At 51.2% G+C, this 12,953-nt stretch carries 12 protein-coding genes; 5 read left to right on the top strand and 7 right to left on the bottom strand.

Going from position 1 to position 12,953, the window contains the following annotated elements; translation table 11 throughout:
- Positions 1–3: 3 nt before the first annotated feature.
- Entirely contained in the window at positions 4–1,254 is a 1,251-nt protein-coding gene (gene fabF, locus MJZ26_05560) for a beta-ketoacyl-ACP synthase II (GenBank protein ID MCQ2105239.1), read from the top strand.
- A 37-nt stretch (positions 1,255–1,291) separates the two neighbouring features.
- On the opposite strand, the gene MJZ26_05565 is transcribed toward fabF, so the two are convergent.
- Complete coding sequence (locus MJZ26_05565) at positions 1,292–2,233, bottom strand: Rpn family recombination-promoting nuclease/putative transposase (protein MCQ2105240.1); 942 nt, start codon at positions 2,231–2,233, stop codon at positions 1,292–1,294.
- A 304-nt stretch (positions 2,234–2,537) separates the two neighbouring features.
- On the opposite strand from MJZ26_05565, the gene MJZ26_05570 reads away from it, so the two are divergent.
- Positions 2,538–2,855 carry a hypothetical protein gene (locus MJZ26_05570; protein ID MCQ2105241.1) on the top strand — a complete coding sequence of 106 codons (318 nt, stop codon included), beginning with the start codon at positions 2,538–2,540 and terminating at the stop codon, positions 2,853–2,855.
- Between the two features lie 123 nt (positions 2,856–2,978).
- Here MJZ26_05570 and MJZ26_05575 read toward each other — a convergent pair whose 3' ends face one another.
- From MJZ26_05575 to sstT, 4 genes are all read right to left on the bottom strand, one after another.
- The gene (locus MJZ26_05575; protein ID MCQ2105242.1) at positions 2,979–3,242 is read right to left on the bottom strand and encodes a type II toxin-antitoxin system RelE/ParE family toxin; all 264 of its coding nucleotides are present in this window, start codon (positions 3,240–3,242) and stop codon (positions 2,979–2,981) included.
- Positions 3,243–3,315: 73 nt separating this feature from the next.
- Positions 3,316–3,618, bottom strand: a complete 303-nt coding sequence (locus MJZ26_05580; protein MCQ2105243.1) for a type II toxin-antitoxin system RelB/DinJ family antitoxin — start codon at positions 3,616–3,618, stop codon at positions 3,316–3,318.
- Between the two features lie 158 nt (positions 3,619–3,776).
- Entirely contained in the window at positions 3,777–5,237 is a 1,461-nt protein-coding gene (gene cysS / locus MJZ26_05585) for a cysteine--tRNA ligase (protein ID MCQ2105244.1), read from the bottom strand.
- A gap of 177 nt (positions 5,238–5,414) precedes the next feature.
- Positions 5,415–6,635, bottom strand: a complete 1,221-nt coding sequence (sstT, locus tag MJZ26_05590; protein MCQ2105245.1) for a serine/threonine transporter SstT — start codon at positions 6,633–6,635, stop codon at positions 5,415–5,417.
- 61 nt (positions 6,636–6,696) lie between these two features.
- On the opposite strand from sstT, the gene MJZ26_05595 reads away from it, so the two are divergent.
- Genes MJZ26_05595 through MJZ26_05605 form a run of 3 tightly spaced genes read left to right on the top strand, consistent with a single transcriptional unit; the run spans position 6,697 to position 9,047 of the window.
- Complete coding sequence (locus MJZ26_05595; protein ID MCQ2105246.1) at positions 6,697–7,827, top strand: adenosylhomocysteinase; 1,131 nt, start codon at positions 6,697–6,699, stop codon at positions 7,825–7,827.
- A 51-nt stretch (positions 7,828–7,878) separates the two neighbouring features.
- Entirely contained in the window at positions 7,879–8,481 is a 603-nt protein-coding gene (locus MJZ26_05600; GenBank protein ID MCQ2105247.1) for a hypothetical protein, read from the top strand.
- Positions 8,482–8,486: 5 nt separating this feature from the next.
- Positions 8,487–9,047: a 3'-5' exonuclease gene (locus tag MJZ26_05605; protein ID MCQ2105248.1), complete on the top strand. Its 561-nt coding sequence runs from the start codon at positions 8,487–8,489 to the stop codon at positions 9,045–9,047.
- Between the two features lie 6 nt (positions 9,048–9,053).
- Here the strand turns inward: MJZ26_05605 and MJZ26_05610 are convergent, their stop codons facing one another.
- On the bottom strand, positions 9,054–10,376 hold the full coding sequence (locus MJZ26_05610) for a hypothetical protein (protein MCQ2105249.1): 1,323 nt from the start codon (positions 10,374–10,376) through the stop codon (positions 9,054–9,056).
- A 6-nt stretch (positions 10,377–10,382) separates the two neighbouring features.
- Complete coding sequence (locus MJZ26_05615) at positions 10,383–12,953, bottom strand: DNA topoisomerase III (protein ID MCQ2105250.1); 2,571 nt, start codon at positions 12,951–12,953, stop codon at positions 10,383–10,385.

Here is a 12,953-nt window from a genome sequence, read left to right on the forward strand (position 1 = left end):
TAGATGAACCGTAGAAGAATTGTAATTACCGGTATGGGTGCGGTGACACCCGTTGGCAAGAATGTTGACGAGTTGTGGGATGCTATCCAGCACGAAAAGTGCGGTGTTGGCCCTATCACCTTGTTTGATGCTACCGATTGCCCGGTAAAGATTGCTGCCGAAGTGAAGGATTTCAAGCCCGAAGAACACGGAATCGATCCCAAGGAAGCCCGCCGTATGGCCCGCTTCACCCAGTTCCTGCTGGCTGCATCCAAGGAAGCTGTTGCCGATGCAAAGCTTACTGAAGATGACCTCCACGGAGACAACATCGGTGTTATCGCAGGCTGCGGCCTTGGCGGTATCGACGTAGTTGACTCCACTTTCAACCAGTACGTTGCTGGTGGCAAGCGTCGCGTTTCTCCCTTGGCCATGGCCGAGCTTATTCCTAACGAAGGTGCCGCAAACGTTTCCATCAATCTTGGAATTACGGGCTGCGCCTGGACCGTCGCAACAGCTTGTGCCTCCGGCACTGACGCCATCGGCGTCGCCTTGGATGCTGTGCGTTCCGGCCGTCTGGATATCTGCCTTGCTGGCGGTTCCGAAAGCGGTATCAACGACTATTCCATCAAGGCCTTTGCCGGCATGCACGCCCTGACTGACAAGTTCAACGACTGCCCCGAAAAGGCTAGCCGCCCCTTCGACAAGGACCGTTCCGGCTTTATCATGGGTGAAGGCGGTGCCGTTCTCGTTCTCGAGGAATTGGAACATGCAAAGGCTCGCGGTGCAAAGATCTATGCAGAACTTGCCGGTTACGGTGCAAGCGCTGACGCCTACCATATCACTAGCCCCAAGCCCGATGGAAGCGGCTGTGCCAAGGCAATGCTTCGTGCCATCAAGGATGCTGGCATTGAACCTACCGACATTGACTACTACAATGCCCACGGTACTTCCACTCACCTGAACGACGTGACGGAAACTGCAATGCTGAAGATCGCTCTAGGCGAACACGCTTACAAGATCAAGGTCTCCAGCACCAAGAGCATGACCGGCCACTGCGTTGGCGCCGCCGGTGTCTGCGAAGCCATCATCAGTACTCTTGCTGTTCGCGATTCCTTCTTCCCGGCTACCATCAACCTGGAAAATCCGGATCCAGAATGCGACCTGGACTACGTTCCCAATAAAGGCGTGAAGGGTAACATCGATGTTGCCGCTTCTGCTTCTCTTGGCTTCGGCGGTCACAACGGTGTTGTGATTATCAAGAAGTACAACGGCTAACTCAGCAGCCACTTTGAAATAAACAAATTGGTTTCATCTATTTTCCAATCTTTTCGGCGGCTATTTTGCATGCCAGTTCCTGCACCTTTTCGAGAGGCAACTTAAGAACTCGAGCGACTCGTTCCACAGGGTCGTTATCTCGAAGAAACGCTTCTGCAGCACTCAGATTGGCTTCTTCACGGCCCTCGCGGCGGGCGGTACCGATGCGCGTACTGATTTCAGCTTCTGTGACCATACCTGTTGCAATCTCCGTGATAAAGTTCTTCTCGAGGGCGTTCACCGCCAGACGGCTGTAAACATCCGCTATGACGGGATCCTTCGTTTTGGGGGCATCCTTCGCAGAGGCCATCTTGGTGAAAAGCTCCAGCCATTCCGTCTCGGCAGTGTTCAGGTTCAAGACCTTCGCATCCACCTTACTCAAGTCGATTACAATATACCTTTTTTTATCATATACAGGCAAGGCGCCGGGATCACCGATGCTAGAAAAGCGGAAGAGGCCCAGTTCCTCGCGGTAGCTTTTGCAAAAGCTAACCGGGAAGTTGCAAATCCACACGCTGTAGGTTGTAGGCATCAGATAGGGATGGTCTTCCTTCTCGGCCTCGGTGCGCTGGCTGTCAAAGTGAATCTTCGACTCGATGGAAAGCTGGTCCGCATAAAGTTCCACACGGTCCGTAAAATCCTCGTGAGACGCCCGCTGCATCTCCAGGTCCACGAACTCATCGTTGTTGAGCTTGGCGTGTACATCGAAACGGACCTCCTCCACATCGATTGCGGAGGTCAGCGTCGATGCGGGCTTCTTGCGTTCGATGCTTACGATCTTGCGCTCTTCGGGCAAGTGCAGAATCGCATTCAAAAAGTGAATCAGTGTAACGTCCTTCGAAAAGATTTCCTTGAAGACCTTGTCCCGGGTCGGATCCAGGAACGCATGCTGTTTAATGATTTCGACTTGCTTTTTGACTTTTTCCTCAAATGTCGCCATTGTAATTCCAAAGCGGGAACGCCCCCGCAATAGCGCAAGGCGGATTCGCCCTACATATTATTAACACGCGAAAAATCGAGAAATGTCCTGTATTTTTAGGTAAAACAAATGTAAAACTGTGATTCTTTGGAAACATTACGCCTGGATTTCTCCGGGCGTTTTTTGTTACAAAGAGATATCAACGATTCCACAGAACGAACTAATTGGCTTCAGAAAAATTCACTAGGGAAATACCTGGTTAAGAAAAGAATAAATCATGAACCTCTGATTCGAAATGCTTTTCTAAATTCTATTAGAGGCTTGGATGATTATGTTGAAAAATAGATGGCTGTTCATTTTGTGCTGGATGTTGTTTTTCGGGACTTGTTTCGCTGCAAATCTTCTGAATGAATTGAGTGATGAAGAAATGACGGAACTTCAGGAACTTATTAAACAGCCTCCTCCAGGCCCTTGTCATGGCGTTGTTTATGTTGAGGAATGCATTCGCTGGGTTAACGATTCCACAAACGTCAAAAAGGAAAAACATCCTGATTACAAGTGGGAGGTGTGGCGTCAATGTTGCGATGATATTCGTGATTCCATTGATGCTACGAAACCTAAGCGAAAGAAAAAGCGAAAATAGATTGCTGGCTAAAAATATCCCCCGACTCCCTCACAGTCATCGGAGAATTCTTTTCAGAGTAGAAAATTTCTGAACGAAATAAATATTTCAGAAAATGTTAATTTACTTGCGAAAGGAATACTGTTATGGTCTGGCTTTATAGTTTGCTTGCGGTTCGTTCAACAAAGATGGAACATCTTGACCGACATAAAATACTCGCAAGACCACGACCTGTATTTTTTGTACTACGTAAAAGATATTGTAATTGCCTTCGTTCATTTTTCGAACGCCACGACTTTGCCAAGGCTCTTCCGCATATATTGGGTATCGTTCCGGAAAAACAGATAGTCCCAGAATAGAATCCTGTAACTTTTTCAAAATTTTTTGTGCTGCAACAGGAGCATTCAAGGAATTGCATATATAATCTGCGATTCCCTCTAAGTCGTTTTTTTTGCGTTATCGGAGACCAGAACCTGGTAGCTCATACATGGTATTTTTTCTTGATGTCAGAAAAAACGGCGGCAGCGGGAGTCATGCGACCGGCCTTCATGTCTGCATAGCCTTTTTCTAGTTCAGCATCGAATTCCGCCTTGGACAATCTGGACTCATCAACAGGTCGTTTGGGTAACTTCACCTCAAAAGGCAGTCCCTGTTGCAAAATAATTTGCTTGTAAAACATGTTGATGGCGTTGGACACAGGAATCCCTAAAGCGTCCAAGATGCTTTCGGCTTCTTTCTTGACTTCGGGCTCAATACGAGCATAAAGGTTAGCACTTTTTGTCATATCTTAAATATATAAATTTGTGCGCACAAACGCAATACATTTGTTTTTGGTTGAAAATTTTCCTTGAACAGCAAAAACCAGCAGCCTAGGTCGACAAAGAAACCGCCCGGATTTCTCCGAGCGGTTTTCTTTAAGCTTTATCCTTTAACCTTTACGCTTTATTCCTTCACGCTCCAGGTGGTGCCTTCCTTGCTGTCCTTGATCACGATGTTCATGGCGGCAAGTTCGTCGCGGATGCGGTCGCTTTCGGCCCAGTTCTTGTTTGCGCGGGCTTCCTTGCGGAGGGCGAGAAGTTCTTCTACCTTGGCGACGTCAACGCCAGCGGCACCTTCGTCAGCCTTCTTCTTGTAATCCTGACGGGGTTCGTCCAGCTTCAGGCCAAAGACCTTGTCCATGTCCAGAACGAGGGCTGCCTTTTCGCCGTCGTCGATGTCGGACTTCAGCATGGTATTGAGGATACCGAGAGCGCGGGGCATGTTCAGGTCGTCACCGATGGCGGTCTTGAATTCTTCCTGGAAGGCCTTGGCGGCTTCGCTTGTAATTGCAGTTGCCTTGCCGATGAGGGCGTCGGTCTTCTTGTGCAGGCTCTTGAGGCCTTCCTTGGCGCCTTCCAGAGCTTCCCAGGTGAAGTTCAGGTAGTTGCGGTAGTGGCTGCCCACTGCGAAGAAGCGGTAATCCAGCGGATTGAAGCCGCGGTCTACCAACAGGTCAACGGTAAGGAATTCGCCGCTGGACTTGCTCATCTTGCCGAATGTTGTGGCGGTGGTGCCGTCTTCCAGCTTTTCTTCGCTGGCGGTACGGAGGAATTCTCCGTGCATCCAGAAGCGGGAGAACTGAACGCCGTTGGCGCATTCGCTCTGTGCAATTTCGTTAGTGTGGTGGACGCGGATGTGGTCGGTACCGCCGCAGTGAATGTCCAAGGTGGGGCCGTTGTACTTCATGGCCATGGCGGAGCATTCCACATGCCAGCCCGGGAAGCCTACGCCCCAGGGGGAATCCCATTCCATGGCGCGCTTCTTGTCGGTGGGACTGAACTTCCAGAGAGCGAAGTCGGTAGCGGCACGCTTTTCGCCCATGTCGATACGGCTGCCCTTGCGGAGGTTTTCAACGTCCAGGCGGGCGAAGTCGGCGTAACGGGGGAACTTGAGGCTATCGAAGTAGATGCCGTCGGAAGTGCGGTAGGTAAAGCCCTTTTCTTCCAGGGTCTTCACCAGGTCAATCTGTTCCTGGATGTGCTGGGTGGCGGGAGTCCAGCGGGTGGGTTCCTGAATGTTCAGACGATGCCAGTCGTTCATGAAGGCGTCGGTGTAGAACTTGGCGATATCCCAGACGGACTTGCCTTCGCGGGCGGCGCCCTTTTCCATCTTGTCGTCTCCGGAGTCGCCATCGCTAGTGAGGTGGCCTACGTCGGTGATGTTCACGATGTGGTTCACCTTGTAGCCGTAGTAGTTCAAGGTGCGGACCAGGAAGTCTTCAAAAATGTAGGTGCGGAGGTTGCCGATGTGGGCGAAGTGGTACACTGTAGGGCCACAACAGTACATACGCACGGCGGGAACGCCTTCTGGAAGAGTAAACAGTTCTTTCTTGCGTGATGCGGTGTTGTAGAATTGAAGTGCCATTTGAGCCTCCGGTTAAGTTGCGGGACCTTTGTTTGCTACAGTCCCATTTCGGCGCTGTAATTTAGAAAAAATGGTTCGCCTTGACTAATTGAAAAACTTTATGGTCTTTAATAAAAACCGCCTATGAAAAAGGTCTGCCTTAAAAGCAGACCTTTTACCACAATTTTTGTAAAAGAGTTAAATCTTTTCGCCGCACTTTTTTCTGTGGTGGTATTCTGCTGTGGCGGTAAAGATCACGTCACTGCTGGAGTTGAGGGCAGTTTCCATGGAGTCTTGCACCACGCCCAGGATAAAGCCTACGGCAACCGCCTGCATAGAGATGTCGCCGCTAATGCCCAGGATGGAACAGGTCATGGGAATCAGGAACAGGGAACCGCCGGCAATACCGGAAGTTCCGCAGGCGCCGATAGCGCTCATGACGCAGAGGATGCAGGCTGTCAAGAAGTCCACGTGGATGCCCAGGGTGTTGGCCACAGCCAAGGTCATGACGGCGATGGTCACTGCCGCACCGCACATGTTGATGGTGCAGCCCAGCGGGATGGAGACAGAGTAAAAATCTTTTTCGAGACCCAGGCGTTCGCAGAGGGTCATGTTCACCGGGACGTTTGCTGCGGAGCTGCGGGTGAAGAATGCGGTAACGCCGCTATCGCGAAGGCAGCGGAACACCAGGGGGTAGGGATTTTTGCGGAGTGTGATGGCAACGATAAGCGGGTTGAGAACGAGGGCGACCACCAGCATGCAGCCTACCAGCAGGCCAAGCAACTTGCCGTAGTCAGCAAAAATGCCCATGCCGTTTTCTGCCACGGAGGAGAATACAAGGCCGAGAATGCCGAAAGGTGCCATCTGGATGATCCAGCGGATAACCTGGGAAATGGCTGCAGAGGCGTCGGTAATGACGGTGACGCAATGGTCAACGGGAAGTTTCTTGAGGGCAAAGCCAAAGACGATGGACCAGAAGAGAATGCCGATGTAGTTGGCGCCAGCGAGAGCTGCTATCGGGTTCTGAACGCAGTTCTTTACCAGGTTGGTAAGCACTTCGCCGATGCCACTAGGTGCGGCACCCTCGGCTGCCGTTGCGGTCAGTTTCATGGTGACAGGGAACAGTTCGCTGCCAGCAACAGCCAAGGCTGCTGCGCCGATGGAGCTGATGATGTAAAGTATGATCACCTTGCGGAAACGGCTGCCGATGCCTTCACCAGCACCTGCAATGGAGCTTGCCACCAGGGCGAATACCAGGATGGGGGCGGCTCCCTTCAGGGCTCCTACAAACAGGGTGCCCAAAATTCCAATTCCGCTCAGTTGTGGAAAAAGAAGTCCCAAGACGGCGCCCAAAACGAGACCGATGATAATTCGAATAATGAGACTAAGCTCAATCCATTTCTTTACAAGAGTCTTCATAGAAATATCCTTTTGCTTTTGGGGAGAAATATAGCAACACTCGATTTACTAACTTTGCCCTATGCTTTTTGATGATGTTATCAATGATTCCTACGAGCCCCGGGAATATCCGGCCTTGTCTCAATTATCGGATGAATGGATTGGATCTCGCCCCTTTGAAGGCTTGAAAATCCTTGTTGCAACACCGATTTTTAGAAACACTCTTGTTCAGTATCGTGCGCTGATTGCGGGTGGTGCCGAAATCTCCGTAGGTCGTGCCATTAGTGACGTCGGCGCGTCCATGCCCTGCGATGACGCTGTGGTGGCGATGCTGAAGGAATTCGGAATTCCTGTTATAAGCGATGTTGAAATCCGTGCCGGAGCCATTTCGGATGATTACTTTGATTTGATTTTGGATTGTGCAGGCCAATTCTCCTTTTGCCGACCCAAGGTTGGCTTTGTTGAATTGACTCGAAGTGGTGTTCAGTATTTTGAAAATTCATCCTATCCTGTCTATGTTGCAGATAGTGGCATTGTAAAGCGTATCGAGACCACCTTGGGAACCGGCGATGGTTATTTCCGCGCTTTGGAACAGCTAGGCTATGGGATGACTGGCTTTGAAGGGAAAAAGTTGGTTGTCTTCGGTAGTGGAAAGGTTGGCGCAGGAATAGCCCTTCATGGTGTTCGTCGCGATATGAACGTGACTACGGTAACGGATACACGAAATCGTAATTCCGGAACGGACTTTAGCGGAGTCCTTGTAAACAACGGTGTTGGCATCGTAGACTTTATGGATGATGGAGCAGTATCCGGAGCTATCCATGGGGCGGATTTCCTGGTGACCGCTACAGGAATCAAAAGCGCCCTGTCGTTGTCTGCCATAAACACCCTCTTTGCAAATCCTCAGATTGTCGTAGCCAATATGGGCGTCGAAGATGAACTTGGCGAAATGGTTCCTGCCTCAAGAGTTCTGAACAATAAGATTCCTTTGAATTTTATCCTGGAAGAACCTACTCATCTGAAATACATCGATGCAAGTCTTGCCCTGCACGCCGCTCTTGCAGAACGCCTCCTAAAGGAAACGGAGAAGAATGGTTCAAAATTCCCCTTTACGGGAGTTCAGAATCCTCCGTCAGACTTGGAACAGCGTCTTCTTGTGACCACAATCCAGCTCGGTATGATTGGCCCGGAAGTTTACGACATGATGCGATAGGCGGATACAAAAAAGGTTTTTTGATATATATTAGATTGCAAAAATTGGAGTATGAAAATGTTTGGAAAATGCAAGTTTGTAAATCGAGCCTTGGTTGGGGTAGCCTTGGTTTTTGCAATGGCAGGCGTTTCTTCTGCTGAGGATCTGATTGCGCAGGCTTCCAATGGCGCAACTGTGATCCTTCACGATAATGGTCGCTGGGAATATTACCAGAACAATTCAAAGATTCGCGATGTTCGTCCCACAGCAATTCCCGAAGATGCAAAGTTTGAGATTACCATAGACTACGAAAGCGTAGACAAGTTGAAGAAGGATGTCCGCATGGCTATGGAGGCAGACTTTGCCACCGAAGAAGAAATCAAGGACAGTCTTCGCAAGGTTCCCAAGGGTGGCATTGTATATTTCCAGGTTCCCACGAAGCAGATCAAGCCTGGCATGCATCGCGACCTGACCTATTCTATCTACGATACTGGGAAAAATCCGATTTTCACCAAGACTGTTAGCGATACCGAGGCCACTCCCAGCGAATCTCATGGCGTGTCCAATTTGCTGGTGGTTCCCCTCTATGCGCGCCCCAAGGCCAAGGTTCTCAAGGCCAAGGTGGTTAGCGAAGTTGGCCGCTCCACTCTTGAATTTGAAATTCCTATCAAGTAGTTCAAATGAAGTTTGCCGTAGTAGACCTGGAAACCACAGGTGGAACGCCGGAGAATGGTCGCGTTACTGAAGTAGGGATTGTCTTGCTGGATGACCAGGAAGTTGTCAAGACCTACCAGGTTTTGCTGGATCCGGGAATGCCTATCCAGCCCTTTGTCCAGAAGCTGACTGGCATTACCGACGAAATGGTCCAGGGGCAGCCGCAGTTTGGTGCGGTGGCAGAAGAAATCGCCGAACTGATAAAGGACCGAATTTTCGTAGCCCATAATGTGCAATTTGATTCTCGCTTCATGCGGGCGGAACTTCGTCGTTCCTGCATTAAGGCGGACCCACCGCGTCTTTGCACGGTCAAGCTTTCTCGAAAGTTCTTTCCGGGTCTTCCCAGTTACAGCTTGCACAACCTTATAACGTCGCTGGAACTGCCTGATTTTAACCACCATCGTGCCTTGGCCGATGCCATGGCTGCTGCAGAAATTTTAAAACTTTGTCTGCAAAAAGCTGGCCCCGATAAGATAAAGAAGGAAGTAAAGAACATTACCAAGGCGGAAGCCGAAGTGATGTTCTAGCCTGCGCTAATCTGTGCAGGTTTCCTCCATGGCCTTTTGGGGATTTAGTATTCCCGCCCTGTACTTCAACTTCAGAATTCTTGCGGCGGATTCTTCGATGCGCTTCTTGTAATTGGCTCCCTGCTTGGAAAGCTTTACAAGTATCCTGACCATTTCTACGCCTTTCTGAGGGTAGGTGATCATAAACATGTCGTTACCTGCGGTAAGAGCCGTGGTTACCAGCTTGTTAAAGTCCTTTGCAGGATAGTTCTTTCCCTTGACACGTTCTGTTCCGCTAACCCAGGCGCGAAGGCTAACTCCCCATAGGTCGTCGGTAAGAATGATTGTCTCCGGAGACATGTCTCGAGCCATTTGCACAATCTTGGGCTCGAATACGGCAGGTTTGTTAGAAATGCGGATGAACCTGACACTGCTCATCATGGTAATGGGAATGTCGTCGGATAAGGCCTTGAATAACTCGATATTCTTTTGGATTCTGGAAACAGGTGTGGCGCTGACGGCGATTTGCAAGTCGCTGTTGGTCCAGGAGTCATAACCGGGGAAGTGTTTGGAAGCACAAATGATTCCGTTGCTTTTCATGCCCGAGACGAAGGACCGTACTTTGTTTGCGTTGGTGGTGTCGTTTCCCCAGGAACGGTTGGATTCTTCCATAAAGGAATTCTTGTTTCGACTATCCTTGGACGGGTCAAGAACCGGGGCGAGATTGACGTTGACGCCGTAATGTCTTAGGTCAAAACTGATACCTTTTGCGAGGTCCTCGATATCCTCGTTTTTCATGGTCCGCATGACCTTGGCGCTAGGCGTCTTGTTCCACTTGGGGCTGATTGCCGAGGCTCTGTTTACGATGCCGCCTTCCTGGTCGATGGCGACAAGGGGCGGGATTCTCATGGCGCTGTTGACTTGCTCAATGTTTTCCGAAAAACGGACCAGGTTTTGCAAGTGGGATTTCATGACCAGGTAACCGCCAAATTCATTGTTAATCATGAAATCTGCGGGAGTCATGTAGACCATGACCATCTGGGCGGCCTTCTGCTTAATGCTCATGGATTTCCAGAGTGGCATCAGCTCGTCAGGAAGCCCGTAGGGATTCTTGCTGTTTGGCGTAAAGGAAATGGTCTTTTCGGAAAGGCTTTTTTGATGGACTTGTTTTTGCTCCGGGTCTGTCTGCGATTTGGAAGTGTCCGGGACAACCTTAAGAACCGCGCTATCTAGAGAAGATGGCTCCTGATCTCGAAAGACAAGAGGCGTGCTTGACACGGTGGCGCCTGCTTGAGAAAACAATGCCACAAGAATCAAGAATGCACTGACCGCAATAAACCGGGATGTCATAAAGGGCTACGGAACGAAATCTTCGCCGCCGTTCTTGGCTGCAGGTTTCTTGCTTCCCCAACGACGGGGCTTGAACTCGCGGGGCGGGAAGTCGAACTTCAGCTTGCCCAACTTGTCTACGTACAGGAACGCATCGAAGGTGCGGTGCGTTTTGTTGCTGCGGAAACCCTTCAGCAACGCGGTCTTTACGCCCACGCCGGAAAGCATCTTCTGGATTTCCTCCAGAGGAATTTCCTTTCCCAGCAGGATCTTTGGAAGCTGGATACCGCTGGGTTCCTTCTTCAGGTAGGAATCGCTGACGTAGCCGGTCAGGGTCTCGAATACAGGCGCTCCGTCCAGGGGCGAAACGCCCACTTGTGCGCCCAATTCAACCTCGGCGCCTTCGCGGTTGTCGTCAAAGACAAATTCAATCTTGTTCTGGTCGTTGATGATGACCACGGCGGAGAATTCGGCGCCCTTCTTGCTTCTAAAGCCGGCAAGGGGGCCAATCTTACGGTTGGTCAGGAGTTCCACGATTTCGGCTTCGGAAAGGCGCTTGCCGCCAATCATCTTGCGGATGACAATGCCGTCTTCGGTGGTGTAGCGGCTTACGGTCTCAAAAACCTTCTTGCCGTTGACCGGGCTGAAGCTTGCCTCGCCGGTAGTACTTTCTTCCTTGAAACCCTTGATGTTTGTCACCATGGTCTTGGTCATTTCCACGATGCCGTTCATGAAGCTTTCGCGGGTTTCCTTGCCCTTTTCGATCTGCTCCATCTTGTATTCCCACTCGCCGGTCAGTTCCGGGCTGGTGAGGGCTTCGATGTCCATGGCCTTCAGGACCTTGATCAAGTCGAATGCCTTGGCGGTGGGAATCATGTCCTTGCCGTCGCGGACAACGTACTTGTCGGTAACCAGCTTTTCAATGATGGCTGCTCGGGTAGCCGGAGTTCCAAGGCCCCGTTCCTTCATGGCGTCGCGGAGTTCTTCATCTTCCACCAGCTTGCCGGCACTTTCCATCATAGAGAGAAGGGTGCTTTCTGTATAGTGTGCAGGGGGCTTGGTAAAGTCTTCCTTGGCGTCGATTTCCACAGTCTTGGCAGAGTTGCCCTTCAGCTGCGGGATGTTGGACTCGTCGTCGGCATCCTTGCCATAGACTACCTTGAAGCCGGGTTCCACCAGGATCTTGCCTTCGGTAAGGAAGGTCTCGTCTTCAACAGTGGTAACGCGGGTGGTGTTCAGGTACTTTGCAGGGGGGTAGAACACAGCGATAAAGCGCTGGCAGATCATGGTGAAGATCTTCTGTTCCGCCTCGGTCAAATCCGTGGGCATGACGCCGGTGGGGATAATGGCAAAGTGGTCGGAAATCTTGGAATTGTCGAAGACCTTGGGTGTCTTTACAACCCAGTTGTTGTTCAGTGCGTTCTGGGCGTAGCCGGCCAAGGGGCCTTCGATCTTGCTCAGGGTGGTCTTTACCGGGCCTACGTAGTCTTCGGGCAGGCACTTGCTGTCGGTACGGGGGTAGGTGGTTGCCTTGTGGCGTTCGTAAAGAGCCTGTGCAATGGAAAGGGTGGTCTTGGCGCTAAAGCCGAAACGGTTGTTGGCTTCGCGCTGGAGGGTGGTCAGGTCGTAAAGCGGCCCGCACTTCTGGAAGCTTGGGGCGGTGGTTTCTTCGATAGAACCCGTCTTGCCCTTGCACTTGGCAAGAATTTCCTGTACCTTCTTTTCGTCAAAAATCTGCTTTTGCTTGTTGTCACCGATGGTGGTGAACCACTTGCCTTGATAGTTGCTGCCATCGTTGCTGAAGTCGGCCTCGATGGTCCAGAACTTCTTGGGCACGAACTGGTGGCGTTCTTCTTCGCGGTTAACAATGATGGCGAGGGTCGGGGTCTGCACACGGCCGCAGGGGGTAATCTGGAAACCGCCCATGGAACTGTTGTAGGCGGTCAGCCCGCGGCTGCCGTTCATGCCAATAAGCCAGTCGGCTTCGCTTCGGCAAAGGGCTGCAGCCTTCAGGTTTTCCATGTCGGCGCCGTCGCGCATGTTGTCGAAAGCATCCTGGATGGCCGCAGGGGTCATGCTCTGCATCCACAGGCGCTTGATGGTCTTGCCCGTGAACTTGCCCTTCAGCACGTAGTCCAGGATGTAGAAGAAAATCAGTTCACCTTCGCGGCCAGCATCGCATGCGTTCACGATGGTGGTTACGTCCTTGCGCTTGATCAGCTTGCTCAAGATGGAAAGCTGGGCCTTGGTGGTGGGGGTGGCAACCAGGGGGAACTTCTCCGGCAGCATGGGGAGGGTGCTCATTTCCCACTTCTTGTAGCGTTCGTCGATTTCCTTGGGGTCGGCGATTTCCACCAGGTGACCGATGGCGTGGCTTACGATGGTCTCGTCACTTTCGTAGACGCCGTTGCCTTTGGTAAAGGACTTCTGGCCAAGGACCTTTACCAGGTCCAGTGCCACGCTGGGCTTTTCTGCGATAATGAGGGTCTTGCCTTCTACAGCGGGCTTGGCCTTTGCAGCGGTCTTTGCGCTCTTGGTCGTCTTAGCCTTTGCTGTGGTGGTTTTGGACTTTGTAGTCGTTGCCTTTGCAGTTGCCAT

The organism is Fibrobacter sp. (genome assembly GCA_024398965.1).
Classification (GTDB): domain Bacteria; phylum Fibrobacterota; class Fibrobacteria; order Fibrobacterales; family Fibrobacteraceae; genus Fibrobacter.

Bases quoted from the DNA above. Each gene is read 5' to 3' on its own strand.
- MJZ26_05610 (MCQ2105249.1), bottom strand. From the start codon at position 10,376: ATGACATCCCGGTTTATTGCGGTCAGTGCATTCTTGATTCTTGTGGCA.
- MJZ26_05595 (MCQ2105246.1), top strand. From the start codon at position 6,697: ATGCTTTTTGATGATGTTATCAATGATTCCTACGAGCCCCGGGAATAT.
- MJZ26_05580 (MCQ2105243.1), bottom strand. From the start codon at position 3,618: ATGACAAAAAGTGCTAACCTTTATGCTCGTATTGAGCCCGAAGTCAAG.
- MJZ26_05615 (MCQ2105250.1), bottom strand. From the start codon at position 12,953: ATGGCAACTGCAAAGGCAACGACTACAAAGTCCAAAACCACCACAGCA.
- sstT (MCQ2105245.1), bottom strand. From the start codon at position 6,635: ATGAAGACTCTTGTAAAGAAATGGATTGAGCTTAGTCTCATTATTCGA.
- MJZ26_05605 (MCQ2105248.1), top strand. From the start codon at position 8,487: ATGAAGTTTGCCGTAGTAGACCTGGAAACCACAGGTGGAACGCCGGAG.
- fabF (MCQ2105239.1), top strand. From the start codon at position 4: ATGAACCGTAGAAGAATTGTAATTACCGGTATGGGTGCGGTGACACCC.
- MJZ26_05570 (MCQ2105241.1), top strand. From the start codon at position 2,538: ATGATTATGTTGAAAAATAGATGGCTGTTCATTTTGTGCTGGATGTTG.
- MJZ26_05565 (MCQ2105240.1), bottom strand. From the start codon at position 2,233: ATGGCGACATTTGAGGAAAAAGTCAAAAAGCAAGTCGAAATCATTAAA.
- cysS (MCQ2105244.1), bottom strand. From the start codon at position 5,237: ATGGCACTTCAATTCTACAACACCGCATCACGCAAGAAAGAACTGTTT.
- MJZ26_05600 (MCQ2105247.1), top strand. From the start codon at position 7,879: ATGAAAATGTTTGGAAAATGCAAGTTTGTAAATCGAGCCTTGGTTGGG.